Origin of the sequence: Mesorhizobium sp. B3-1-7, from assembly GCF_006439385.1 — a bacterium.
Taxonomy (GTDB): domain Bacteria; phylum Pseudomonadota; class Alphaproteobacteria; order Rhizobiales; family Rhizobiaceae; genus Mesorhizobium.
Genome location: NZ_VFTL01000031.1, coordinates 12,752 through 36,309, shown reverse-complemented (window position 1 = coordinate 36,309; position 23,558 = coordinate 12,752). Strand labels below are relative to the sequence as shown.

Below are 23,558 nucleotides of genomic sequence, written 5' to 3'. Positions count from 1 at the left end.
TAGCTATAGCCAGCGTTTTATAGCTCAGGCGGTCCGCCTGGATGCGCAAAAGGCGCTATAGCACTTCGATTCGCCGTGAAAGTTGCTGAAAAATCAAAGTTCAGGGCAAGTTCCGGCACGGCCGCGACAATCTACCGTCGGATAATCGAACATGCGCGATTCGGCGGCCCCATGGCAAATCGGTCATTTGGCGGCGACACCGCGCCTGAGTTCCGCGGGCGGCTTGTCCGCGAGGATCTCCAGCACGCGCTTCCAGCGCGCGCAGCGGCCGAAATCCTTCTGCTCGATGGCCTTTTCGGCCTTCATGGCCGCATAGAGCGGCGCCTCCGCACCAAACTCCCTGACCAGCCAGTACGCCTCCTGCCTGGCGCGGCGTTCGTCATCGTCAACGGCCGTCTTGGACATCGTTCCGGGTCTCCGTACCTTCGACGCCGACCGCAAGGCAGCTGCCGATGACGAGGACGGCGCCGGCAACCGCCGTCATCGACAGGCTTTCGCCCGAGAGCGTCAGCAGAAATGTGGAAGCAATCGGCGTCAGATAGGCGACGACCGCTATCCTGCCGCCATGATCGAGCTTCGCCGCGCGCGACCAGAAATAATAGCCGAGCCCCATCGGGCCGGCACCGAGATAGAGGCCGAGCAGAAGGTGCGCGCCGGTCGGGCGCACGACGCCGTCATGCAGGCACCAGGCAAAGGTGAGCGCGACGCCGATCAGCGCCGAGGGCAACAGCAGGCGCTCCGGCGACACGGCAAGGCGGCCGACGGCGAGCGAGTAAAAGGCCATGCAGAGCGCCGAGCCGAAAGCGGCAAGGTAGCCGACGAGGCTGCCGCCTTGGAACCAGGTCTGCGCGCGGCCGCCCGAAATGACCAGCGCCACGCCGACGAAGCCGAGCGCCGCCGCCAGCCCGAGCAGGAGCGGACGGCGCGGACGGCCAAGCAGGATAACCGCCGCGGCGGTCATCAGCGGCCAAGTGTAGGCGACGAGGTTTGCCTCGATAACCGGCATCGAGGCGAAGCCGATATATTGCAGCACCATCGTGCCGACCAGGCCCACGAAGCCGACAAGGTAAGCGGCAAGCGCGGATCCACCTTCCCCGACAACGGGGAAAGGAGGAGTGCTCGTCAGCCGGATCAGCGCGAAGACCATGGCCGCGCCGCAAAACTGCAGAAACTGCACTTGCGACACCGGATAGAGGGCAAGCAGCGTCTTGCCGACCAGGGCGTTGGTGGCCCACAGCGCCACGGCGCCGAGGGCGAAGGCCAGCGCCGCCCCGGGGGCGACGCTGGAACGGTTTTGACTTTCCGGCGCGACCGGGCCGAGGCTCAGAGACCTTGACAGCGGCTGACGGTCGACCGGGTCGTGGCTCATTACCACGACTCCCTCGCCGCGCCGGAAACCGCTTCCGCCGTCGGCTGCGGCACGGGATGCTCCTCGGCATGGCGGCGGTAGGCTGGCAGTTGGTTGGTCCAGACATCCTCCGCCAGTTCGTTCACCCAGGCACGGTCATGGTCGTTGTCGGCGGCAAGGTAGAACATGCGGTTATCGTCGACATAGGGTTTGATCGCCGAGCGCTGGTTGAGCACCAGCGTGACGCGCTCGCCGAGCTGTATCGGCGCGGTGCGGTGGAGCACGCCAAGGAACTGGCCGAGCGTGGCATAGTTCATCTTGTGGTCGATGCGCATGATCTTGTTGCGCGGCAGATCGCGGCCGGATTCCAGGATCGAGCGGCCGGTCTCGGAATCGTCGCAATAGATCTCAAGATGGCCGCCGATGAGCGGGTCGCTGATCGACAGCGGAATGAGCTCGGTCACCGGAACGCCGTCGCAATGCCATTCGACCGCACCGTCTTTCGGATTCATGAAGGTGACGGTCGAGCCGACGATCGACAGTGGATACGGCTCAAGCTTGGTGCCCATCATGTCGGACAGTCTTTCCAGGCGCAGCTTGTCGTGCAAAAGCTCCTTGATCTCTGGAATAAAGCGGTCGGCGCCGGTGATGAAGGTGAGGTCGAGGTGCTTGTGCACGGCATGGCTGGCCTTCAACTTCAGGGCGGCTTCCTCGATGGCGGCAAGCAGAGCGGGGTCGTAACCGTGACGATACTGGGCGACGCCGAAACCAGACACTTTCCAGGACGTCTCATGACCAATGATGGCCTCGCGACTCATTGCGCAACGCAGTTCGGGAATTGTATGGGCGTTCATTCTACTTTCTCCAAGGTGGGGGCAACACTTGGTTAACAGTCATTTAAACGCCTACCCCTGTAAATTTAGGAATGCTGGTGGTAGCGTAAGCCCAGCTTAAGGACGAAACCCCGTGCGTCTGCTCAGTCAGGTCAACCTCAACTCGCTGAAAATCGTGGAGAGCGCCGCGAGGCACAAGAATTTCACGCGTGCCGGCGAAGAGCAGTTCATCACCGCTTCCGCCGTCAGCCAGCGCGTGAAGAGCCTGGAGGATCAGCTTCGCTTCAAGATCTTCGAGCGCGGCGGCAATGCCGTGTCGCTGACGCCGGAGGGTGAGACCTACGTGGCGCGCGTCCGCGAGGCGCTGGAGCGGATCGTGGCGGCCAGCATGGAGGCTACGGGCCAGTCGCAGGCGCATGTGCTGCGGATCTGCGTGCTGCCGACTTTCGCCGCGCGCTGGCTGTTCCCGCGGCTTTCGGCCTTCCAGCGGCAATATCCCGACATCGAAATGCGGGTGTCGACCTCTTACGCCACGCATGAATTCTCAACCTCGGAATACGATCTCGAGATCCGATATGGCGACGGCAACTTCCCCGGCCTCACCTCGGAACTGCTGTTCAAGGAAGACCTGACACCGGTCTGCAGCCGCAAGCTCTTCCACGATGTGCTGGGCGACAAGCCGCTGTCGAAGGTGACGCCGGAAGACCTGCGCTATTTCACGCTGCTTCATTCCGACACCTGCACGCAGAACTGGCAGTCGTGGCTGGGCTTTGCCGGCGCGAGCTTCGTGCTTGGCGAAACCAGGAGCGTCTATTTCGATAGCTGCATGATGTCCTACGAGGCGGCCAATGCCGGAATGGGCTTTGCCGTCGCCAACCGCGCCTACATGGCAAGCGATATCCGCGCCGAACGGCTGGTGGCTCCCTTCGCGGTCCACCACCCCAATACGGCGGGCTGGTATTTCGTCAGCCCGATCAAGGCGCTCGGCGCCCGCAAGGTGGAGCTGTTCAAGCAGTGGCTCATGTCCGAAGCGGCGCTGACGCAGCGCCAGCTGGACATCGAGATCGCCGGCGGACAACAAGCGCGCTCGGCGGTGGCGTGAGGCCCCACGAATGCGCGCTGGAACGAATCCAGCACCGGCCGCGCAAGATATTCCGCGAAAGTGTGGTCGCTGGTGCTGATAAAGGCTTCCACCGGCATCTCGAATGGAGATGCTCGAACCCTTTTAATACTGCGTCGCCATCGGCTTTCGCACACTTGACATCGAGTACCTGTCGATCGACGTACCACAGCCATCTATTATATTGGTTGTTTGCTGGTAGGCGCCGTCAGCATCCGGATGCTTCCGCGGATAGATTAGGGTAACAGCAAATCCACGCGTCCCCGACAGGACAGTCAAAAAGGGACTTGTCATGAACGGATGATCCCATCGCTCGACGGCGCAGCAATCGGGGTTATCTTTTGCGTATTCGCCTGCGGCAGCGGCGCCGGAAATTGCGCGGGGAAAATCCGACTCCCGGGCTTCCAGAATGAGCGCGCTCTCAATCAACGCAGCGTCGGATGCGATCTGGCCCGTTTCACCGCAGTACCCATTCAACTCACCGGAATACCACGACGCCGCTGCCAATACGGCCAATAGAATTGCTGTTGTTGCCAACGCGCCCAATGCAAGCTTCCTAGTCATCCATGCCTCGATATTGAGAATGCGCCGATGCGGGCGGCGATTGCCGGCTACCAATGCTCTTGCATGTCTGTCTCAATGCCCCTGGTCTCCAATATTCGGCCATCCGCATCGATCGCGACTTCGCGGAAGTAATATTCCGGTTTCGGCGTCCTTTCGATGAGATAGCTCATCTGCACGATTGAGACGCCGTCTTCGTAGAGGCGCGCCGGAAACCGCAGCCACTCGTGATTGGAGTGACTGACGATGCAGCAGCCGGGGTTGCTTGACAGCAGTTCCTCGGCGGAGGCGTAGGCGATCGCCCCAAGCTCAACTCTTACCACATCCTCGGCAGCGATCGAGATGAGTTCCCGGTCGCCGAGATGTTGCTGATGGTTATACGCGACCATCCAGATGACCGGCCCAGCGACGGTGAGCGCGGCGAGAGCAAGGGCAGTTGTTGCAACAGTCTTCATAGTTGGCTCCGATCGCGCGTCACCCAAGGCGGCACCAGAGACCCCACAATGGTGGAGTCTTGCAGAATTTCGGGATTTTCCGGTGATTTGCTCGAGGCTGTATAGCCGGCTACCGCGATCGCACCATGACGCAGGGTCGAGACTCAGCTATCTTTGGTCCCGCGGCGGGCCTGATTTTCCCGCTTGGCCGGCGCTATCAGCTTCCTCCCAAGCAGCGCCGGCCTTCTTCGTTTCAGGCTGACGACAATTCAGCCCGCCCTGCCCTATTGCTTCGGCGCTGTACCCTGCTGGTCGCCACCGGTGGTCGATTTCGGCACCGGGTTCTTGTCGACCTGAGGGTTCTGGTTGACTTCAGCGCCCGGCGCCTTGGTGGGTTGCACGCTGTTGTCACAGGCGACGAGCACGAGCCCTGCCGCAAGAGCCAGCAGCACAGGAAGCTTTTTCATGACAAGCTCCTCTCGTTTGTTCCTTGATCTCAAGGGCAACGAAGCGGTGGCGGTTTGGTTGCGTGGCGCAGTTTGGCTGGCTGGAGGGGGAACCAACCGGCGCGCGCCCGGTTGAGACCCGATCGAACCGCGTAAGGAGATGGCCATGATCCGCCTGCTGTTAACAGGGCTGTTTGCCTACACCGCCTACCGCGTCGCCATGAGGATCATCGACGAGGTTCCCGGCGATGTCGCACCGCTGGACATGCCGGGCGACGAGAGACGCGCGCTGCGGCGACAGTCGGCGGCGATGGGAGTCGAGCCGAAGCGGTAGAATCTCCCCTTCTGGGGAAGATCGTCTGTCGCGTCGGCTTTCGCCAATCGCCAGCGCCATACCCGTTGCGAACAAAGCGGAAACGATGCTTGATGGGCGATGAACATCGCCGCTCGTGATTCGTCCTTCGAGGCGCCCGCCTATCTTGCCCGGCTGAACGACGAGCAGCGGCTGGCGGTGATGCATGGCGACGGCAAGGTGGCCGCGCCGCTGCTCGTGATCGCAGGTGCCGGTTCCGGCAAGACCAACACGCTGGCGCATCGCGTCGCCCACCTCATCGTCAAGGGCGCCGATCCGCGCCGCATTCTGCTGATGACCTTCTCCCGTCGCGCCGCTGCCGAGATGGCCAAGCGCGTTGAGCGCATCGCCGGCGAGGTGCTGGGGCGCGACGCGGCCATCATCGCCGACGCGCTCGCCTGGGCCGGCACTTTCCACGGCATCGGCGCGCGACTGCTGCGCGATTATGCCGAGCAGATCGGCCTCGATCCGGCCTTCACCATCCACGACCGCGAGGATTCCGCCGACCTGATGAACCTTGCCCGGCACGAGCTGGGATTGTCGAAAACCGAAAGCCGCTTTCCGACCAAGGGCACCTGCCTGCAGATCTATTCGCGGGCGGTGAATGCGCAGGCGCCGCTGGGTGAAGTGCTGGGCTCGGCCTTCCCGTGGTGCGCGGCATGGGCGGACCAGCTCAAGGCGCTGTTCGCGGCCTATGTCGAGGCCAAGCAGGCGCAGAACGTGCTCGATTACGACGACCTGCTGCTCTACTGGGCGCAGATGGCGGCGGAGCCGGAGATCGCCGCGCATCTTTCCAGCCGCTTCGACCATGTACTTGTCGACGAATACCAGGACACCAACCGGCTGCAGGCCTCGATCCTTCTGGCGCTGAAACCGGACGGCGCGGGCTTGACCGTCGTTGGCGACGACGCGCAGTCGATCTATTCCTTCCGCGCCGCGGAAGTGCGCAACATCCTCGACTTTCCAAGACAGTTCGCGCAAGAAGCAGCGGTCATCATGCTGGAGCGCAATTACCGCTCGACCGAGACGATCCTGGCCGCGGCCAACAAGGTGATCGGCGAGGCCAGCGAGCGTTTCACCAAGAATCTCTGGACCGAGCGGCGGTCATCGCACAAGCCGCAGCTGGTCAGCGTGCGCGACGAGGCCGAGCAGGCCAATTATGTCTGCCAGGCGATCCTCGCCGAACGCGAGGCCGGCACGGCGCTGAAGGCGCAGGCGGTGCTGTTCCGCACCTCGAGTCATAGCGGGCCGCTGGAGGTCGAGCTCACGCGCCGCAACATCCCTTTCGTCAAGTTCGGCGGCCTGAAATTCCTCGATGCCGCGCATGTCAAGGACATGCTGGCGATGCTGCGCTTCGCCGAAAACCCGCGCGACCGCGTCGCCGGTTTTCGGGTGCTGCAGCTCATGCCGGGCATCGGCCCATCCGCCGCCTCGCAGATCGTGGACGCCATGGCGACATCGCTGGACGAGACGCTGGGCCTTGCCCGCTTCCGGCCGCCGCAGCGCGCCGCGCAAGATTGGCCGGTCTTCCTCGACATCTATGGCGGCTTGCGCGCCGGCGCCAAATGGCCGGCCGACCTCGAGCGGATCAGGCTCTGGTACGAGCCGCATATGGAACGCATCCATGAGGATGCGATCACGCGCCGCGCCGACCTCATCCAGCTCGAACAGATCGCATCGACCTATCCGTCGCGCGAGCGCTTCCTGACCGAGCTCACCCTCGACCCGCCCGACGCCACCAGCGACCAGGCCGGGCCGCCGCATCGTGACGAGGATTACCTTATCCTATCGACCATCCATTCGGCCAAGGGCCAGGAGTGGAAGAACGTCTTCGTGCTCAACACCGTCGACGGCTGCATCCCGGCCGATCTCGGCGTTGGCACCAAGGAGGACATCGAGGAGGAGCGGCGCCTGCTCTACGTGGCGATGACCAGGGCCAAGGACAGCCTGCATCTCGTCGTGCCGCAGCGCTTCTATCCGCACAACCAGCCGGCGCGCGGCGACCGCCATGTCTATGCCTCGCGCACCCGCTTCATCCCGGCCTCGATGCTTTCAGCCTTCGAGCAGTCGTCCTGGGCAAGCGCCGCGCTCAAGGACGACCCGCGCCAGAAGCCGGGCGTCAAGGTCGATCTCGGCTCCCGCATGCGCGGGATGTGGAAATAGGCCGCCTGCCCGACGGATCACGTCCAGGTACGGAAAAATCGGCACGCGCGGAACCACTCGCCGCAAGCCGCGTTGTGTGACGTCCTCCCTCCAGACCGGAGGCGGCAGCCCCCGCTTCCACAGCCAATAGACGAGGTCCGAATGTACGACAGGATGTTCTTCACCCCGGTCGCCCTCAGCGTCGGCGCCGGCCACAAGCGCATGATCGCCTCGCTGTTCGAGATGCATGACTTCCTGACCGAGTTTCCGCCGTCGCGCCGCCGCCTCAGCTACGGCGCCGCGGTGAAGGCCTGCGAGGCGGCGCGCAGTGGAGAAATCCCGGCCGAGGCGGCGCGCGATGCGCTGATCACCTTCGCGGTGACGGCGGGCGTGCTCTGGCCTTCGGAGCAGCCGGTCGTCTCGGTCAAGCCGGTGGCGCGCGGATATGGCGGTTTCGCCGGCTGAGTTTTACGGCAAAGGACTACCCTCCCGCGAAAAACCCGCCCTCAGTGGCGGGCTTTTCCGTGCCGTCATTCCGGCTTGGCGGCGGCGGGCGCGGCCTCAGCGATCGGCGCGGCCGGTTCGGCCGCGGCGACGAAGGGATAGACAAGTTGCTGGTGATAGAATTGCGGCACCGGCTCGTCGACGCCGTATTTTTCCGGCATTCGTTGCGGCATGAACAACGTGCCGCCGATCAGGTCGAGAAAGGGCAACTGTCCGGCGAAATTCCTGTCATAGGCCTGGCGTTCGTTGGCATGATGCCAATGATGGAACTGCGGCGAGCCAATCAGCCATTTCAACGGCCCGAATTTGATGCGCGTGTTGGAGTGGATGAACACCGACTGCCAGTGATAGATCAGCACGTAGATAAGAACCGCCTCGCCGGAAAAACCCAGCGCGAACAGCGGCAGGAACGAAGCCGACTTGGTCAGGATCTGGTCCACCGGATGCACGCGGTGGGCGGCCAGCCAGTCCATCTCCTCGATCGAGTGGTGGATGGCATGAAAGCGCCACAGGAACGGCACCGCGTGAAAGGCGCGATGGGCAAGGTAGAAGCCGATATCGGCGATGAGCAGAGCCTCGATTGCCTGCAGCCATAAAGGCTGCGACTGGACGGCGGCGGTGAGCGCTTCGGGAACGAAACGCTGCACCACAAGCATCGCCGCGCCGACCACCAGCAACATGCCGAGCTTGATGACGATGCCGTTGAAGAGCAGATAGACAACGTCGTTCAGCCAGTGCCGGCGCGTCGCCGATTGCTCGGCATGCAGCGGCAGAAGCTGCTCGAGCGGAATGAAGATGAGGGCGATGCCCAGCACCGCCTTGAAATCGATAAGGTCGAACACGGTCGCTCGCGGATCGGCTGAGGCCAGCCTCCGATACTAGCCGCCAAAGGATGAACGGACCGTTGATGGCAGAGCATGATGCCGAAAAGCGTGAAGCGGTTTTCGGGCGACATCATGCTCTATCTCTTTGATTTAGAGCCGGATTCAGATTTCAGGTCGAACAGACCTGAAATCATCCGGCTCTAGGCATGCGCGGCGCCGCGACACCCTATGAAACTTTTCGAGCGCTGCGTGAAACACCGCACGGACCGCTCGCGTTCACCATGTCAGTGCGGACGCGCGGCAAGGAGGGCGGATGTTTCTCGATCGCGAGCGTTTCAAGCCGGCGGCCGAAATGCGGCTCGGCCGGGACAGATCCTCCATCCGGGTGACGATAACCGACCCCACGGTGTGCGAACTCGGCGAAGCCGTCTATGCCTGGATCACCGCCGGAGGCAAGCCAGTCAGGATCGGCACCTGCGGCGCGTCGGCGGGCAAGCGCCTGCTTTCCTATCCCGGCTATATCAACCGCAGCCTCACCGGCCGCGGCGGCGCGACGCCCAAATGGGAGGCGCTGAAGTGGCTGAATCTGCTCACCGAACACGGCACGCTGACGGCGGTGGTGCACCAGCCGGAGCCGACCACGACCGCGGCCGGCCTGATCAGGCCCTATCTCGATGTCGAGCGCCAGTTGATCCGCCAGCACAGGCCGCTGCTCAACCGCAGCCACCGTTGACCTCGCCTTCCAGGGCCGCAGGCACGGCAATGGGCGGCTACGGCGGTTGCCAAGCCTAAACGGATCGCACTTTCCTGGAATTGATTAGTGGACCGTGCCAGCGGCGTCGCCCGCCAGCCCGCCACGCGGGCTCTCGAAGCTCACCTGGTCGCGGCCATTGGACTTGGCCTTGTAGAGATGGCGGTCGGCGACCTCGAACATGTCGTGGTAGGTGGTCGGGCCGCGGAAGGCGGTACCGCCGATGCTCACCGAAAGCGGCCAGGGCCGCCCGCCGGGTGCAAACTCGGCCTCGCGGATGCGGCGCCTGATGGATTCGGCGACCAGGAAGGAGCGCGCGGCGTCGGCGCCGGGCAGGAAGACCGCGAATTCCTCGCCGCCGATACGCCCGACAATGTCGGCGCCGTGCAGTTGCCCCTTGATCGTCGCCGCGATCAACCTCAGCGCCTGGTCGCCGCAATCGTGACCGAGGCGGTCATTGATCGACTTGAAGTGATCGGCATCGACGATCAGCAGCGCGCCGGCATCGGCGACCGTCTGGCCCCGCGCCCGCTCGAGATAGGCCTCCACCAGCATCGAGAAGGCGCCGCGGTTGAAGACCGCCGTCAGGCTGTCGGTCGCGGCAATGACGCTGAGTTCCTTCTGCGTGATCGCCAGCTGGCGCATCTTCCACATCAGGAAGAACAGGAAGGAGCCGCCGAGTACAAGCGGCAGGAACAGGTCCGTGAGTTGCGCCCACAGCAGCGCCTGCGGCGACAGCGAGGGGAAATTGAAGGAATCGACGAAGAAGGCGGCGGCAATGAAAAAGGCGGTGCCGGCGGCGGTGACCACCACGACCCTGCCCCAACTCGTGGGGGACAAATCGATGCGCATGTCATTGCTCCCACTGCAACTGGCTTATTGTGCAGCGCGAGCGCAAAAGAAGTCCTAACATATTAGCTTCAACGCAAGTGTGGTTAACACGCCGTCGGCATCGCCTTTAGTGACGGGCTCTCCGGCTGGCCGGAGGTTCTCGTCAGCGCGCCGCCGCAGCCGGCGACGCGGTAGGAGAATGCCGCGGAGCCTCACGGCCGGTTCGACACTCCCGGTTGGCCGTTGCCTTGACTTTTCTTAAATTTGGAAAACTTCTCAATAACAACCCGGCCGCAAACTCAGCCATTCATGGACAATGCAGCCCGATATGCCACTTGACCGGCTATTGCCGGATAACTCGCGCCGAGCACTTCTTCCGGCCAACGCGCTTTCAGGCGTAGGCGCGACCTTCCTCGGAGCGCTGGAACAGCGCAAGGTCGAGCGGCACCGAGGGTCGGCCGAGCACCGTGAGCAGCATATGCGCCTGGCCGCGATGGTGGGTCTGGTGGTTGAAGAAATGGCTGAGCGCAGGCGAAAGGCGCTGCGAGACGGTGCGCATGTCCACCGTCATGTAGGAGAAACGGCCGGTGATCGCCTTGTCGCCCATCCCTGTCACCCAGTCGACGACCCTCCTGTCCTCGGCCTCGCGCGCCAACCTCAGGGCCGGCAAGGCGTGGTAGAGTATGGCGGCGGTGTTCGAGGGCGCGTCGCCCTCGCCGGTGAAACGCTTCATCCAGACGCGGTCGACGGCGAGCAGATGGTTCAGCGTGCCGAGCATCGAGCCGAAGGCGGCGCCGACGTCGCGACCGAGTTCGTTTTCGCCAAGATCGGCGGCGGCATCGTAGAGGCGGCCATTGGCCCATTGATTGTAGGCCGCAAACATCATGAAATGCTGCTTCATTCTTCCCACCCGGCTTAACCCGAATCCAGCCCCTTCGTAACCCGCAGCAACGGACCCGCCAATGACCATTCTGCTTTACGACCTTGTCGGCCATGACACCGCCCGACCCTTCAGCCCGCATTGCTGGAAGACCAAGATGGCCTTGGCGCATAAGGGGCTTGCCGCCACCAAGGTGCCGACGCGCTTCCTGGAGGTGCCGAAGGTCGAGGGCGGCGTATCGAAGACGGTGCCGGTGATCCGCGACGGCGAGCGCGTGGTGGCCGATTCCTTCGCCATCGCGCTCTATCTCGACGAAGCCTACCCCGAACGGCCGACGCTGTTTTGCGGCGAAGGCGGCAAGGCGACGGCGCGCTTCATCGAGCGCTGGTCGCAGTTCACCATCCACCCTTATATCGCGACGGTGGCTCTGACCGATCTGCATGCGATGCAGGATGAACCGAACGCTGCCTATTTCCGCGAGAACCGCGAACAGCGCTACGGCAAGCGCCTGGAAGACGTCGTGGCCAATCGCGAGGCCGGGCTCTCGGCCTTCCGCGCCGCGCTGGAGCCGCTGCGCTCGACGCTGACCTACCAGCCCTTCATCGGCGGCGAGGCGCCTCTGTTTGTCGATTACATCGTGTTCGGGGCGCTGCAATGGGGCCGCATCGCCTCGTCTTTCCAGTTGCTCGACGATGCCGACGGCATCGCGCGCTGGTTCGAGCGCTGCCTCGACCTGCATGGCGGGGTCGGCCGGCAGGTCGCGGCTGCGGCGTGAGCGCCGCGAGCGCGGGACTGCCATGTTGCGCTATGAGATGCAGGCCGAGATCTGGGTCTATCCCGGCAAGGGAGGTTGGCATTTCATGACGCTGCCGACGGACGTCGCGGCGCGGATCAAGGCGGCGACGGCGGGGCTGGCGCGCCCTTGGGGCTCGCTCGGCATCACGGCGACGATCGGCAAGACCAGGTGGCAAACGTCGCTCTTTCCCGACAAGCCGTCCGGCAGCCTGCTGTTGCCGGTCAAGGGCTCGGTGCGCCAGCAGGAAGGCCTCAACGCGGGCGATGAGCCTACAGTGACCGTTGAGATCGAGCTTTAGCGCCTATTTCTGGGGCGCCTTGGTCGTCTCGCCGTTGTCGACCAGCCTCACGCAAATCGGGTCGCCCTCGCCCATGCGCGTGCATTGCCATTCCGGGCCGAAGCCGAAATTGTGATCTCGCGGCGGCAGGGCCAGCAGGACGAAGATGATCACGGCGCACATGACCGCCATGAGAACTATGCCTGCCATGTCGCCGCGTCTGAGATAAGGCCGGTTCATCGCCTCGGGCTCCACCGCCGCGGTGCTCCGGACCTCGCGCCCGAGGCGCATGCAGCTGCCTGATTATCCCGCAAACGGCTCGCCTTGACCAGAAGCCGCCTCCCCTTGGCAAGCCGCCGGGCGACTTGTATAGAGCCCGCCACTCCAATTTCCATTCCCACAACAAGGACGACCCTATGGCGATCGAACGCACCTTCTCCATGATCAAGCCGGACGCGACCAGGCGCAACCTCACCGGCGCCATCACCAAGATGCTGGAAGACGCCGGCCTGCGCGTCGTCGCATCGCGCCGCGTGTGGATGAGCCGCCGCGAGGCCGAAGGTTTCTACGCCGTGCACAAGGATCGCCCGTTCTTCGGCGAACTGGTGGAATTCATGTCGTCGGCGCCGACGATCGTGCAGGTGCTGGAGGGCGAGAGCGCCATCGCCAAGAACCGCGAAGTGATGGGCGCCACCAACCCGGCCAACGCCGCCGAGGGCACCATCCGCAAGGTGCATGCGCTGTCGATCGGCGAGAACTCCGTGCATGGCTCCGACGCGCCGGAGACCGCCGCGCAGGAGATCAAGTACTGGTTCTCGGACACCGAGATCGTCGGCTGATCCTGTAGGTCGAAATCTGGAAAAGGGTCGGCGCTTCGCCGGCCCTTTGTTTTTGGGTTCAGTCGCCATCGCCGTAGCGGATGACCTCGACCTTCTCCCTTGTGATCAGGCAGCTCTTCGTCCTGGTCAGCGCCTTGATCTCAGGGATCAGCGCATCGATCTTCTCCGGCGCGTCGACGATCTCGACGACGATCGGCAGATCCTGCGACAGGCGCAGGATCTTGGCAGTGTGCAGCACGCTCGAGCGGCCGAAGCCGAGCGGGCCCCTCAGCACCGTGGCGCCCGCCATGCCGGTCTCGCGCGCCTTGATGACGATCGCCTCGTGCAGCGGCTTGCCGTCGGCTGCTCTGTCGTCCTCGCCGAAGAAGATCCTGAGCAGCGCGCATTGCGTGGGAAGTTCCATGTTTTTCCTCCCTTATCGCCTGTTGGCCCAATCACCTCTCGACCGGTAAGCGGTTGAGCCTGGACGCCATGAGATAGCCCAGCCACGCCGCGGCGAGCGACAGGCCGACCACACTGATGAGATAGGTCGCGGCCAGCGGCCAGTCGCCCTCGAACAGCAGGATAAATGTATCGAGGCTCATCGCCGAAAACGTGGTGAGGCCGCCGCAGAAGCCGGCCATGACGAAATTGCGGCTGGCCGGGCCGACCATCAGGCGCCCGTCCGGCCCGGTCAGCGTGGCGAAGGCCGTGATGACCCACGAGCCGACGACATTGACGAAAGCAGTCGACCAAAGCGCGTTCATGCCGAGCAGAGAGACGATGACATAGCTCGACAGGAAGCGGGCCAGCGAGCCGATCGCCGCGCCACAACCGACCGCCAGATAAAGCCGCATCGTCATCTGCCTGTCCATCATCGCTCAGCCCACTACCCAGGCGACGGCCCAGAAGCCGAGCGCGACGAACAGCACGCACAGAACCGACGAAGCGACGACGTTGAAGGCTGCGAGCCGCCCCTCGCCGTCGAGCGCCAGGTTGAGCGTCTGCAGGCAGAAGGACGACACCGTGGTGTAGCCGCCGAACAGGCCGACGACGATCAGGTCGCGGATGAGATCGCCGGCGAATACGCCGCCGGCAGCCCGCGCCGCGCCTGCGAAGGCGCCGATGGCCAAGGCGCCGGAGACGTTTACCAGCAACGTGCCCCAGGGAAAGGTCTCGCCGATGGCACGGCCGACCACGCCGGAGAGGAAAAAGCGGGAAATGCCGCCGAGGAAACCGCCAATCAGGACCAGGGCGCAAGCCGCAAGGGTCATCGCTTCAATGCCTTTCCAAACGCGATTCCGCATCGGAACCACTTCACGAAATCAGGCATGATGCGAGCGGGAAAACAAATCCTGCCGCGCGAGAGCACGCCTGGCAGGAGTCATCAGCCCATAAGGGCGGTTTCGGGGGAACCCCATCCCCATTTTCGAGGGAGCCTAGGGAGTCGAGGCGGCGCGGTCAATTGGTGCCCTCAGCGGATCAGCGGCGTGTCCCAGAGATCGCCGAGCAGCGTCTTCAATTCCTGGAAGCGCTTCGGCCCAAGCTCCTCGGCCCATTCCCGCTCGATATCGAGCAGGATGTCCGCCATCTTCTGGTAAGCGGCCCTGCCCCTGTCGGTGAAGTTCACGACGGTCCCACCGGCATCGTCAGGCGCCGCGCTGCGGGTGATGTAGCCCATCCCTTCCAGCGTCTTCAGCAACTGGTTCATGGCCTGCTTGCTCATCGCGGCCCGCTCGGCAAGCGCGCTGGGGCGCATCCCGTCCGGTCCTGGATACTGGATCACGGCCATATGCGGCGGGCTCAAATCGTCGAAGCCGGATGCCCGCAAATCCCTGATCAGCTTGCGGTGGATGGCCAAGGCCGGCACGCGCAACAGCGCGCCGATCAATGGCGGTTTTTGCGGAGGATCGTCCGTGGATTGGGGCATTGACATGCTGGTAAATTGAGTTTACTCATTTCGGTAAATTCGATTTACCACATGGGAGGATGGAATGCTAGGGAAAGCCAGCAATGTGCGCGTCAATCCAGCGGAAGAAACGATCGGCGATGACGGCGGCCTCGCCATTCGCTTCCTGCTCACCGGCGACCAGTCCAACGGCAGCATCGCGGCCTTCGAACTGACCGTGCCCGGCTCGCAGCGGCTGCTCGCCCCGGCGCACAGCCACGACCACTACGAAGAAACGATGTACGGCATCGAGGGCGTGCTGACGCTCACGGTCGACGGCCAGAGACACGAGGTCGGGGTGGGACAGGCTCTCTGCATTCCGCGCGGCGCGGTCCATCGCTTCGACAACAACACCGCGGAAACCGCCAAAGTGTTGTGCGTGGTCACACCCGCGGCGATCAGCCCGGACTATTTCCGCGAGGCCTTTGCCATTTTTGGCGCCGGCGGCCCGCCGGACCGGGCGAGGATCATGGACCTTATGCGCCGCTTCGGCCTGACACCAGCGGCGACGCCGCAGGCTTGAGCGCATGCCGCAAATCGAACTGGGCTGAATGGAACCGGGACAGACCTCAACTCGCGCCAAGCAAATCAAACCGGCAGGCTTGGGAAGGATAGCGGTCGTTCGATGGCCGAACGGGATTTTTATTCGCGCTGTTGACGCGGTCCGGCATGCTAGAGCGTTTCACCATTTCCTGGAAACGGCGAATATCTCTTTGTTTCACGCAATTCCGGACGGAAAACCGCGTCCCACTTTCCTGGAATTGCTCTTAAGACCCGCCGGCCCCCCCCGGCGGGCAGACGTCATTTGGCTTGACGGTCTTTCACATTCGCATGGGCGTTCGCCGCCTCGGTATCGGTAGACGGCGTCTTCGTCTCCTCGCCGGCGAACGGACTGCCCTGTCCAGGCGCAAGGTCGCCGCTGTGGCCGGCCTTGTTGGTCTGGAAAGGCTGGCTGTCGGGGCTGAGGCCGTGCTGCGTGGCGTTGAACAGGTGATCGTCCGCCCTGGCAAAACCGGCCAAGGCGATCAGCGATATGCTTGTGATTGCGAGAAAGAGCGTGTGCTTTTTCATATCTGGTCTCCTTTGAGTGCCAGATCGATCCGCGCCTTCGGTCTGGCGGTTAAGTGAAGGGACATCGTCCCTTTGCCTGCCCGCCATCTGCATAAGTCAACGCCTGGCGTTGCCGGCTTATTCCGGCGAACACGGTTTCGAGGCGGAAAAGTCGCGCGGTCAGGCGCGGCGCACGACGTCAGTGCGCCATTTTCAGCAAAACCGTCTGCGGCTTGCCGTCCAGCGGATCGACCTGATGACGAGTATCAGGGATGAACATCAGCCGCTCGCCGACCGTGATGCGGGCCTGCAGCGCGTAGGTCCGGCCCTTCTGGATAGCCTTGGGGTCAAAGCCGATGTCGAATTTGATCGGCACCTGGCCGGTGGGCGCTATCCTGCGCTTGGCGATCACGGTCGCCGGTGCGTCTGCCAGCGAGACGTCGGCGAGCTCGACCACGAGCACGGCATCGGGTGGCAGGGCGACGCGTTCGCGATAGGTCACCTCGCCCGCAATCGTCTTTTCGCCGGCATTGGTCATTTCCGGCACGGCAAGCACGCCGACGACCAGCGGCACCAGCCCGAAGATGAAGAACTCCGCGATCCCGTCCAGCATGAGATTGCTCCGCCAAGCAAATCAAACCGATTGGCAAGCTTGGGAAGGATTGCGGTCGTTCGATGGCCGAACGGGAGTTTTTTTCTGACGCATGTCGTTGCCCCAGAACCGCTGCACACTTCTGGGCGACATGCATTATTCGCCCTGTTTCTTCCAGCGGTCCGCGGCGTGATCGTCGGCTTCCTTGGCCTCGACCCAGCCACCTTGAGTTCCGTCGGCGAGATGCTCCTTCTTCCAGAAGGGCGCGCGCGACTTCAGGTAATCCATGAGGAAATTCGCCGCCTCGAAGGCCGCCTGGCGGTGCGACGAGGCCGCGACCACCAGCACGATGTTTTCGCCCGGCGCTATCTTGCCATGGCGATGGATGACGGTGAGCCCCTGCAGCGGCCAGCGCTCGAGGGCTTGCGCGGCGATGCGGCCGATCTCGGCCTCGGCCATGCCCGGATAGTGCTCGAGCTCGAGCGCCGACAGCGCACCCTGCTCGTCGCGGCAAAGGCCGGAGAAGGTGACCACGGCGCCGATATCGGCCCGGCCCCCGGTCAGGCCGGCGATCTCGGCGGCGACGTCGAAATCCTCGCGCTGGATGCGGATGGCGGGCACTACCGCGCCGACCATCTCAACCCCCGGTCATCGGCGGAAACAGCGCGATTTCGCGCGCGCCCGCTATCTTCTCGCGGTGGCCGACATGTTCCTGGTTGATGGCGACGCGGATGACGTCGGGGTATTGCAGCGCGTTCTCATACTCCTCGCCGCGCGACTTCAGCCAGCGCAGCAGATCGGCGACCGTCTCGATGCCGGAAGGCAATTCGACGTCCTCTTCCGGCTTGCCGATCCGCTCGCGCACCCAGGCGAAATAGATGAGCTTCGTGGACATTGTCTTCACTCGTCCATGATGTGCTTGAGGCCGGCGCGGAAATAGTCGTAGCCGGTGTAGAGCGTGACGAGCGCCGCGACCCACAAGAGCACCAGGCCGATCTGGGTGGTCAGCGGAAAGATCTTGTCGCCGGCCGGGCCGACCAGCAGGAAGGCGATGGCGACCATCTGGATCGTGGTTTTCCACTTGGCGAGCTGGGTCACCGGCACCGACACCTTCAAGGCAGCCAGATATTCGCGCAGGCCCGAAACCAGGATCTCGCGGCACAGGATGATGATGGCCGCCCAGAGCGACCAGCCGGCGATGCCGCCATGGCGGTCGGTGTCGGCGGCAAGCAGGAGCAGGCAGGTGGCGACCAGCAATTTGTCGGCGATCGGATCCAGCATCTTGCCGATGTTGGAGGTCTGCTGCCAGGCGCGCGCGAAATAGCCATCGAAGTAATCGGTGATGGAGGCCAGCAGGAAAATGACCAGCGCCGACCAGCGGGCGAAGTCGGACGACTTCAGATGCCCCTCGAGAAAGAAGCACAGCACGACCAGCGGCACCGCGACGATGCGGGCATAGGTGAGGATGTTCGGCAGGTTGAACGCGCGTTGTGCCATGTTGTCTCGGGAAATCTCCTCCGCCAGACGTACTCAAATCAGAAGCGAATGTAGGGGGTCAACAGGCGAGATTCGATTGGACAGGGAAAAATGCCACGGATGCGTCGAGAACAAGGACGATGCAGACGTCTGATCGCCAGGGCGAGCTATCGCGGACCTTCGAGTTAGCGGAGGTCTCTGTGCGTTCGTCATCCACGGGCGGAGCGGGAGCGAAGCGGACGCGCAGACCCTAGGATAACGAAGGCGCGGGGTTCTCCGCCAATCTTCTGACTAAAGTTAGCCAGCGCAAGTCTCTTCAACCTTCCGTGCCCGACCCTAGCCCTCTCAGCTCTCGTGGAAGTGATTGTAGACCAGCTTCGCCACATGCTCGGAAATGCCGTCGACTTTGACCAGGTCCCCGACCGCGGCGCGGCTGACCGCCTTGGCGGTGCCGAAGGCGAGCAGCAGGGCGCGCTTGCGGCCCGGGCCGATGCCGGCGATCTCGTCGAGCGGGCTTTTGACCATCTCCTTCTTGCGCCGCGCCCGGTGCGAGCCGATGGCGAAACGGTGCACCTCATCGCGCAGGCGCTGGACGAAATAGAGCACCGGATCGCGCACCGGCAGCATGAAGGAGTCCCTGCCCTTGACGAAGAAGCGCTCGCGGCCGGCGTCGCGGTCCGGGCCCTTGGCGATGCCGATGGCCACCACCCGGTCCTCGACGCCGAGATCGGCGAGGATCTGGCGCACCGCCGTCATCTGGCCTTGGCCGCCGTCGATCAGGATGACGTCCGGCCAGGCCGGGAAGCCGCCATTGCCGGCGACCAGATCCTCCTCGCCTGTTTCGTCCTCGACCGCCGGGCCGGGCTGAACGTCGCCATGTTCCTTGAGCAGCCGCGAAAAGCGCCGCTGCATCACTTCGCGCATCATGCCGAAATCGTCGCCCGGCGTGATCTCGGTCGAGCGGATGTTGAATTTCCGGTACTGGTTCTTCACGAACCCCTCCGGCCCGGCGACGACCATGGCGCCGACCGCATTGGTGCCCATGATGTGCGAGTTGTCGTAGACCTCGATGCGCACCGGCGGTTTTTCCAGGCCGAAGGTCTCGGCAAAACCCTTGAGCAGACGCGCCTGGGTCGAGGTCTCGGCCAGCCTGCGGCCGAGTGCCTCGCGCGCGTTCTGCAGCGCATGGTCGGTCAGGTCCTTCTTCTCGCCGCGCTGCGGCACCGAGATGGATATCTTGCGGCCGGCATGGGTCGAGAGCGCCTCGGCGAGCAGTTCCTGCTCCTGCGCGGTCTGCGACAGCAGCAGCGCGCGTGCCGGCAGCTTGTCGTCATAGAACTGCGCCAGGAACGAACCCAGCACCTCCGCCGGCTCCAGCGCCGGATCGGCCTTGGGGAAATAGGCGCGGTTGCCCCAGTTCTGGCCGGTGCGGAAGAAGAACACCTGGATGCAGGTCTGGCCGCCTTCCTGGTGGATGGCGAAGACGTCGGCCTCTTCCACCGTCTGCGGGTTGATGCCCTGATGCGCTTGCACATGCGAGAGCGCCGCAAGACGGTCGCGATAGATGGCGGCGCGCTCGAAATCGAGCTCCTCCGAGGCCTGCTGCATGGCGGCCGAGATTTCGGTCTTCACCTTCTGGCTGCGGCCGGAAAGGAAATCCTTCGCTTCTTCGACCAGCTCGGCATAGCCCTGATGCGAGATCTCGCCGGTGCAGGGACCGGCGCAGCGCTTGATCTGGTAGAGCAGGCAGGGCCGCGTGCGGTTCTCGTAGAAGGAGTTGGTGCAGCTTCGAAGCAGGAAGGCGCGCTGCAGCGAGTTGATGGTGCGCCCGACCGCGCCGGCCGAGGCGAAAGGGCCGAAATAGTCGCCCTTGCGCGAGCGCGCGCCGCGATGCTTGTAGATGCCGGGCGAGACATGGTCGCCGGTCAAGAGGATGTAAGGGAACGACTTGTCGTCCCGCATCAGCACGTTGAAGCGGGGCCTGAGCCGCTTGATGAGGTTGGCCTCCAGCAGCAGCGCCTCGATCTCGGTGCGGGTGACGACGAACTCCATCGTCGCCGTCTCGCGCACCATGCGGCCGATGCGGGCGGTGTGGAACCGCCCCTGAGCATAGTTGGTGACGCGCTTCTTCAGGCTGCGCGCCTTGCCGACATAGAGCACGTCGCCGGCGGCGTTCATCATGCGGTAGACGCCGGGCTGGTTGGGCAGCCGCTTGACGAAGGTCTGGATCACCTCGGCGCCGACCATGCCGTCGGCGTCGCCGGCATGAGGCGTCCAGTCTATGGCCGTGAAGGCGACGTCAGGCCCGGTCGGGATCGTCTCCGGCTCGACGATCTCCTCCGCCGCCTCGTCCTCGATGTCGAGATCGACATCGGGCGGCAGATCGTCGGCGGCGCCGTTTCTTTTATGTCTTTGGGCTGCGGGACTCATTCCACCATGCCTGTCACATCGGGCGTCTGCCACGCAAGATGCTGGCCGCCGTCGAGCGCGATCATCTGGCCGGTCACCGAGCGCGCCTGCCAGAGATAGCGGATCGTGGCGCCGAATTCGGGCAATTGCGGGCCGCGCTTCAGAATGAGGCCGTCGACCTGCTTGCCGAAATCATCGTCGTCCTGTCGCTTGTTCTTCAGCGTCGGGCCAGGACCGATGGCATTGACGCGGATGCGCGGCCCGAGCGCCTGGGCCAGCATCTCGGTTTGCGTCCACAGCGCCGATTTCGACAGCGCATAGGAGAAATAACGTGGCGTCGGCCGCCAGACGCGCTGGTCGATGATGTTGACGATCAGCCCCTCTTCGCCTTCAGGCAGGGCGCGGGCAAAGGCCTGCGCCAGAAGCGCCGGCGCCTTCACATGGATGGCGAAGTGGCGATCCCAGGCCTGCCAGTCGAAATCCTCGACACGATCGTCGACGAACAGGGAAGCGTTGTTGACCAGCAGCGTGACAGGTCCGAGCACCGCTTGCGCGCGACCGACAAGGCCGCCCACGGCTTCCATGTCGGTGAGGTCGGCCGCTACCATGGCGGCGCGGCCGCCTTCGCCCGCGATCTTCTCCGCCAGCGCCTCTGCCTCGTCGCTTGACCGGTTGGCGTGGATGGCGACAGCAAAGCCATTGGCGGCAAGGTCCTCGACGATCGCCTTGCCGATCCGTCTTGCTCCACCCGTCACCAGCGCGACAGCCGTGGCTTGTCTCATCTTGTCAATCCTCAATCGGCTTCACGATTCCGGGAAGCCGGCACAATATGACGGGCCAAGCGTTAAATGCCATTTCCACCTGGGGCAAGAATGTGGCGAAGCGGCCCGGACGCGCTTCCACCCCGCCGGATTCGGGGCACCGCTCCCGGCAATATATGTCGCTGGACCCCTTGAACCAAGCGGTGTGCAGCGCAACATATTTAGCCTGCTGACATTCGCTGTTGCGAAGATGCAACGTCAACTTTCGGCCTCATTCGCGCCGGGATATGACCCAAGTTCAGGTTCGCTTCAGCCGCATTTCAGCACGACATTTGGAACCGTTGAGCGCCAAGCCCGTTTATCCCCCCGGACGGGCCGGGGCGTTTCATGAACAAACAAGCCTAAGTGTCTTGTGGCTTAAGGAGAGTATAACAATGAAGACCAATCTCAAATTCGCGCCGCTCGCTGCTGCGCTCGGGCTGTTCGCCCTTGGTGGTACCGCCTTCGCGGCCGACGTCGTTTCCGAGGAGCCGCCGGCTCCCGCCCCGGTTGCCGAGCTTCCGGTTGCTTCCTGGGCCGGCCCTTATGCCGGTATCAATCTCGGCTACGGCTTCGGCGGCCATGTGAAGGCCCCGGGCGTCGACGCCAAGACCAAGGGCTTCATCGGCGGCGTTTTCGGCGGCTACAACTGGCAGCAGGATAACTTCGTCTACGGTGCTGAAGCCGACCTCGGCTACAACGGCACCAAGGGTTCGGACAACGGCCTTTCGGCCAAGACCGGCATCGAAGGTTCGCTGCGCGCGCGCCTCGGCTATGCCGTGACCCCGGAAATCCTGCTCTACGGCACGGGTGGTCTCGCTGCGAAGAACCAGAAGATCGACGACAGCGTCACCGGCGTGAACGACAGCAAGGCCATGCTCGGCTGGACCGCCGGCGCCGGTACCGACATCAAGATCACGGACAACGTGTTCGGCCGCGTCGAGTATCGCTACACCGACTACGGCAGCAAGAACTTCGGCGACACGGGCAAGGTCAAGTCTTCGGACAACCGCGTCACGTTCGGCGTCGGTATGAAGTTCTAAGTCGTAAAAGCCACGACACGGAAAAGCCGGGCCTTGCGCCCGGTTTTTTTGTGTCCGTGGAAGACGGAAGGGCTGCGAGCTCCCCAGTCGTCCTCATTTCGACCGCTTCGGCAGTTTCGCCTTCGCCGGCAGCGTCTCGACGAAAGCCAATGCGCGGCCGAGCCAACCGGCAAGATCGGCGTCGGTTGCCGTCCCTTCGGACGCGACACGGATATAGCCTTCCATCGAGCGTCCACCCATCTCCATCGCGCTTGCATGAGGAAGTGCCGCGGCGGCCGCATGCGCGCCCTTGCCGACGCGTACCAGAAGCCCGCGCTTCGAGGTGCCGATCAGCATGTTGCCGTTGATCATGAAACAGGTGCCGCCGAACATCTCCTGCTCGGTGAAGGCGCGTCGACCGAGGGCGGCGCGCAGGCGTGCGACCATCGGATCCGGCGCGGCGCTGGTTGAGGGCTTTGCCATCTTCACCACTCCGACTTGGGTGATGCCAGGCAAGCATGGAAGGGAATGGGGTTCAAGTGGGGGCGGCGTTATGGAGAAGTGCAGCGGCGAAGCTGCTGATCTCCCCCGCAAAGGGGGAGATTGGCAGTTCTCACCCCGGCACGCTTGCCTTCAGCTCCGGGAACTTCTCGTCAAACCTCGCGGCCCAGCGCACGAGCCGGCTGCGGCCTTTCTCCCATTGGCCGGAAAAGCGCAACGCGAGATAGCCGAGGGCGGCACGCAGCGCCATGTGGCCGGCGGTGATCTTCTTCGGCAGCTTCGGCGGGTTGGCGTTGATGAAGTCGAGCGCGGTGGCGATCTTGGTCCACTGGCGGTCGAGCCAGGGCTGGTAGACCATCGCCTCCGGCCGCGTGCGGCGCTCGTAGACCATCGACAGGGCGCAGTCGCAGATGCCGTCGGCCAGCGCCTCGAGAACTTCCGCCGCGAGCCGCTTGTCCGGATTGCGCGGGAAGAGCGCGTTCCTCGACAGCCGGTTGAGATGCTGGGTGATGGCGCGGCTGTCATGGATGGAGCGGCCGTCCTCCAGCACCAGCGCCGGGATCTTGCCGAGCGGATTGGCCGAGATCAGATCGGCGGGCTTGTCCTCCGTCTTGACCGGCACGAGGTCGATCGCGATGCCGGCATAGGCGGCCGCCATGCGGACCTTCGAACTGTAGGGCGACGTGGAAGCGTAGAGCAGTTTCGGCATGATCGGGTTCCCAGTTGTTTACGGCACTGTTGACCGATCGGGATCCGAAGGGCAACGGCCAGCCGGGCAATCCGGATTGGCCAATGCATCTTGCCGGCGCAGGCACCCCAAAGAAAAAGCTCCCGGACGTTTTG

Annotated in this window: 33 protein-coding genes and 1 riboswitch; of the genes, 10 read left to right on the top strand and 23 right to left on the bottom strand. The window is 63.8% G+C overall.

Annotated features, from left to right (window positions below):
* Positions 1–183: 183 nt before the first annotated feature.
* The 3 genes from FJ417_RS23925 to FJ417_RS33200 are packed head-to-tail and all read right to left on the bottom strand — an operon-like array spanning position 184 to position 2,202.
* The gene (locus FJ417_RS23925) at positions 184–405 is read right to left on the bottom strand and encodes a hypothetical protein (RefSeq protein ID WP_140648172.1); all 222 of its coding nucleotides are present in this window, start codon (positions 403–405) and stop codon (positions 184–186) included.
* Complete coding sequence (locus FJ417_RS23920; protein WP_140785126.1) at positions 386–1,369, bottom strand: DMT family transporter; 984 nt, start codon at positions 1,367–1,369, stop codon at positions 386–388. The genes FJ417_RS23925 and FJ417_RS23920 overlap by 20 nt, the downstream gene beginning before the upstream one ends.
* Positions 1,369–2,202 carry a hypothetical protein gene (locus FJ417_RS33200; RefSeq protein ID WP_181181982.1) on the bottom strand — a complete coding sequence of 278 codons (834 nt, stop codon included), beginning with the start codon at positions 2,200–2,202 and terminating at the stop codon, positions 1,369–1,371. Before FJ417_RS33200 ends, FJ417_RS23920 begins: the two co-directional genes overlap by 1 nt.
* Positions 2,203–2,314: 112 nt before the next feature.
* Here FJ417_RS33200 and FJ417_RS23905 point away from each other — a divergent pair, with 112 nt between their 5' ends.
* Positions 2,315–3,283, top strand: coding sequence for a LysR substrate-binding domain-containing protein (locus tag FJ417_RS23905; protein ID WP_140648174.1), 969 nt, complete (start codon positions 2,315–2,317; stop codon positions 3,281–3,283).
* A 123-nt stretch (positions 3,284–3,406) separates the two neighbouring features.
* On the opposite strand, the gene FJ417_RS23900 is transcribed toward FJ417_RS23905, so the two are convergent.
* The 3 genes from FJ417_RS23900 to FJ417_RS23890 all read right to left on the bottom strand — a co-directional run bounded on the left by FJ417_RS23900 (position 3,407) and on the right by FJ417_RS23890 (position 4,763).
* Positions 3,407–3,847, bottom strand: a complete 441-nt coding sequence (locus tag FJ417_RS23900) for a hypothetical protein (protein ID WP_140648175.1) — start codon at positions 3,845–3,847, stop codon at positions 3,407–3,409.
* Between the two features lie 65 nt (positions 3,848–3,912).
* A complete protein-coding gene (locus FJ417_RS23895) occupies positions 3,913–4,317 on the bottom strand; it encodes a hypothetical protein (RefSeq protein WP_140648176.1) in 405 nt (134 codons plus the stop codon).
* A 263-nt stretch (positions 4,318–4,580) separates the two neighbouring features.
* Positions 4,581–4,763 carry a hypothetical protein gene (locus FJ417_RS23890; RefSeq protein ID WP_140648177.1) on the bottom strand — a complete coding sequence of 61 codons (183 nt, stop codon included), beginning with the start codon at positions 4,761–4,763 and terminating at the stop codon, positions 4,581–4,583.
* A 145-nt stretch (positions 4,764–4,908) separates the two neighbouring features.
* On the opposite strand from FJ417_RS23890, the gene FJ417_RS33195 reads away from it, so the two are divergent.
* The 3 genes from FJ417_RS33195 (at position 4,909) to FJ417_RS23880 (ending at position 7,701) form a co-directional block, all read left to right on the top strand.
* Positions 4,909–5,076 (top strand): hypothetical protein, encoded by a 168-nt coding sequence (locus FJ417_RS33195; protein ID WP_181175235.1) that lies wholly within the window; start codon positions 4,909–4,911, stop codon positions 5,074–5,076.
* 99 nt (positions 5,077–5,175) lie between these two features.
* Positions 5,176–7,257, top strand: coding sequence for an ATP-dependent helicase (locus tag FJ417_RS23885; RefSeq protein WP_140648178.1), 2,082 nt, complete (start codon positions 5,176–5,178; stop codon positions 7,255–7,257).
* Positions 7,258–7,398: 141 nt separating this feature from the next.
* Positions 7,399–7,701 (top strand): DUF982 domain-containing protein, encoded by a 303-nt coding sequence (locus FJ417_RS23880; RefSeq protein WP_140648179.1) that lies wholly within the window; start codon positions 7,399–7,401, stop codon positions 7,699–7,701.
* A 65-nt stretch (positions 7,702–7,766) separates the two neighbouring features.
* On the opposite strand, the gene FJ417_RS23875 is transcribed toward FJ417_RS23880, so the two are convergent.
* Positions 7,767–8,582: a sterol desaturase family protein gene (locus FJ417_RS23875; protein ID WP_140644540.1), complete on the bottom strand. Its 816-nt coding sequence runs from the start codon at positions 8,580–8,582 to the stop codon at positions 7,767–7,769.
* Positions 8,583–8,877: 295 nt separating this feature from the next.
* Between FJ417_RS23875 and FJ417_RS23870 the strand changes: the two genes are divergently transcribed.
* Positions 8,878–9,297 carry a hypothetical protein gene (locus tag FJ417_RS23870; protein ID WP_140644539.1) on the top strand — a complete coding sequence of 140 codons (420 nt, stop codon included), beginning with the start codon at positions 8,878–8,880 and terminating at the stop codon, positions 9,295–9,297.
* 84 nt (positions 9,298–9,381) lie between these two features.
* On the opposite strand, the gene FJ417_RS23865 is transcribed toward FJ417_RS23870, so the two are convergent.
* Positions 9,382–10,167 (bottom strand): GGDEF domain-containing protein, encoded by a 786-nt coding sequence (locus tag FJ417_RS23865; protein WP_140651861.1) that lies wholly within the window; start codon positions 10,165–10,167, stop codon positions 9,382–9,384.
* A gap of 370 nt (positions 10,168–10,537) precedes the next feature.
* Positions 10,538–11,047: a DinB family protein gene (locus FJ417_RS23860; RefSeq protein ID WP_140651860.1), complete on the bottom strand. Its 510-nt coding sequence runs from the start codon at positions 11,045–11,047 to the stop codon at positions 10,538–10,540.
* A 61-nt stretch (positions 11,048–11,108) separates the two neighbouring features.
* Between FJ417_RS23860 and FJ417_RS23855 the strand changes: the two genes are divergently transcribed.
* Positions 11,109–11,801, top strand: a complete 693-nt coding sequence (locus FJ417_RS23855) for a glutathione S-transferase family protein (RefSeq protein WP_140785125.1) — start codon at positions 11,109–11,111, stop codon at positions 11,799–11,801.
* Between the two features lie 22 nt (positions 11,802–11,823).
* A complete protein-coding gene (locus tag FJ417_RS23850; protein WP_140785124.1) occupies positions 11,824–12,120 on the top strand; it encodes a DUF1905 domain-containing protein in 297 nt (98 codons plus the stop codon).
* A 3-nt stretch (positions 12,121–12,123) separates the two neighbouring features.
* Here the strand turns inward: FJ417_RS23850 and FJ417_RS23845 are convergent, their stop codons facing one another.
* On the bottom strand, positions 12,124–12,390 hold the full coding sequence (locus FJ417_RS23845; protein ID WP_140785123.1) for a hypothetical protein: 267 nt from the start codon (positions 12,388–12,390) through the stop codon (positions 12,124–12,126).
* 125 nt (positions 12,391–12,515) lie between these two features.
* On the opposite strand from FJ417_RS23845, the gene ndk reads away from it, so the two are divergent.
* Positions 12,516–12,938 (top strand): nucleoside-diphosphate kinase, encoded by a 423-nt coding sequence (ndk, locus tag FJ417_RS23840; protein ID WP_140644534.1) that lies wholly within the window; start codon positions 12,516–12,518, stop codon positions 12,936–12,938.
* A 58-nt stretch (positions 12,939–12,996) separates the two neighbouring features.
* On the opposite strand, the gene FJ417_RS23835 is transcribed toward ndk, so the two are convergent.
* From FJ417_RS23835 to FJ417_RS23820, 4 genes are all read right to left on the bottom strand, one after another.
* Positions 12,997–13,341: a DUF190 domain-containing protein gene (locus tag FJ417_RS23835; RefSeq protein WP_140679906.1), complete on the bottom strand. Its 345-nt coding sequence runs from the start codon at positions 13,339–13,341 to the stop codon at positions 12,997–12,999.
* 31 nt (positions 13,342–13,372) lie between these two features.
* Positions 13,373–13,780, bottom strand: coding sequence for a fluoride efflux transporter CrcB (gene crcB / locus FJ417_RS23830; protein ID WP_246687530.1), 408 nt, complete (start codon positions 13,778–13,780; stop codon positions 13,373–13,375).
* Between the two features lie 18 nt (positions 13,781–13,798).
* The gene (gene crcB, locus FJ417_RS23825; RefSeq protein ID WP_140785122.1) at positions 13,799–14,191 is read right to left on the bottom strand and encodes a fluoride efflux transporter CrcB; all 393 of its coding nucleotides are present in this window, start codon (positions 14,189–14,191) and stop codon (positions 13,799–13,801) included.
* Between the two features lie 97 nt (positions 14,192–14,288).
* Positions 14,289–14,351: riboswitch (Fluoride riboswitch) on the bottom strand.
* A gap of 40 nt (positions 14,352–14,391) precedes the next feature.
* Positions 14,392–14,847: a MarR family winged helix-turn-helix transcriptional regulator gene (locus FJ417_RS23820; RefSeq protein ID WP_140785121.1), complete on the bottom strand. Its 456-nt coding sequence runs from the start codon at positions 14,845–14,847 to the stop codon at positions 14,392–14,394.
* Positions 14,848–14,911: 64 nt separating this feature from the next.
* Here FJ417_RS23820 and FJ417_RS23815 point away from each other — a divergent pair, with 64 nt between their 5' ends.
* Positions 14,912–15,388 (top strand): cupin domain-containing protein, encoded by a 477-nt coding sequence (locus tag FJ417_RS23815; RefSeq protein WP_140785120.1) that lies wholly within the window; start codon positions 14,912–14,914, stop codon positions 15,386–15,388.
* A gap of 278 nt (positions 15,389–15,666) precedes the next feature.
* Here the strand turns inward: FJ417_RS23815 and FJ417_RS23810 are convergent, their stop codons facing one another.
* The 7 genes from FJ417_RS23810 to FJ417_RS23780 form a co-directional block, all read right to left on the bottom strand.
* Entirely contained in the window at positions 15,667–15,936 is a 270-nt protein-coding gene (locus tag FJ417_RS23810; protein ID WP_140785119.1) for a hypothetical protein, read from the bottom strand.
* Positions 15,937–16,114: 178 nt separating this feature from the next.
* A complete protein-coding gene (locus tag FJ417_RS23805) occupies positions 16,115–16,528 on the bottom strand; it encodes a YbaY family lipoprotein (RefSeq protein WP_140785118.1) in 414 nt (137 codons plus the stop codon).
* Positions 16,529–16,663: 135 nt separating this feature from the next.
* Positions 16,664–17,143, bottom strand: a complete 480-nt coding sequence (locus FJ417_RS23800; RefSeq protein WP_140785117.1) for a molybdenum cofactor biosynthesis protein MoaE — start codon at positions 17,141–17,143, stop codon at positions 16,664–16,666.
* Between the two features lies 1 nt (position 17,144).
* Positions 17,145–17,402 carry a molybdopterin converting factor subunit 1 gene (gene moaD, locus FJ417_RS23795; protein ID WP_041001878.1) on the bottom strand — a complete coding sequence of 86 codons (258 nt, stop codon included), beginning with the start codon at positions 17,400–17,402 and terminating at the stop codon, positions 17,145–17,147.
* Positions 17,403–17,407: 5 nt separating this feature from the next.
* Entirely contained in the window at positions 17,408–18,004 is a 597-nt protein-coding gene (pgsA, locus tag FJ417_RS23790) for a CDP-diacylglycerol--glycerol-3-phosphate 3-phosphatidyltransferase (protein ID WP_040984724.1), read from the bottom strand.
* Positions 18,005–18,328: 324 nt separating this feature from the next.
* Positions 18,329–20,413 carry an excinuclease ABC subunit UvrC gene (uvrC, locus tag FJ417_RS23785; RefSeq protein ID WP_140785116.1) on the bottom strand — a complete coding sequence of 695 codons (2,085 nt, stop codon included), beginning with the start codon at positions 20,411–20,413 and terminating at the stop codon, positions 18,329–18,331.
* Positions 20,410–21,174, bottom strand: a complete 765-nt coding sequence (locus FJ417_RS23780; RefSeq protein WP_140644523.1) for an SDR family oxidoreductase — start codon at positions 21,172–21,174, stop codon at positions 20,410–20,412. The genes uvrC and FJ417_RS23780 overlap by 4 nt, the downstream gene beginning before the upstream one ends.
* A 413-nt stretch (positions 21,175–21,587) precedes the next feature.
* Here FJ417_RS23780 and FJ417_RS23775 point away from each other — a divergent pair, with 413 nt between their 5' ends.
* Positions 21,588–22,235 (top strand): outer membrane protein, encoded by a 648-nt coding sequence (locus tag FJ417_RS23775; protein ID WP_140644522.1) that lies wholly within the window; start codon positions 21,588–21,590, stop codon positions 22,233–22,235.
* Between the two features lie 93 nt (positions 22,236–22,328).
* On the opposite strand, the gene FJ417_RS23770 is transcribed toward FJ417_RS23775, so the two are convergent.
* Positions 22,329–22,697 carry a TfoX/Sxy family protein gene (locus FJ417_RS23770; RefSeq protein WP_140785115.1) on the bottom strand — a complete coding sequence of 123 codons (369 nt, stop codon included), beginning with the start codon at positions 22,695–22,697 and terminating at the stop codon, positions 22,329–22,331.
* A 130-nt stretch (positions 22,698–22,827) separates the two neighbouring features.
* Positions 22,828–23,424, bottom strand: a complete 597-nt coding sequence (locus FJ417_RS23765) for a glutathione S-transferase (RefSeq protein WP_140785114.1) — start codon at positions 23,422–23,424, stop codon at positions 22,828–22,830.
* Positions 23,425–23,558 lie beyond the last annotated feature (134 nt).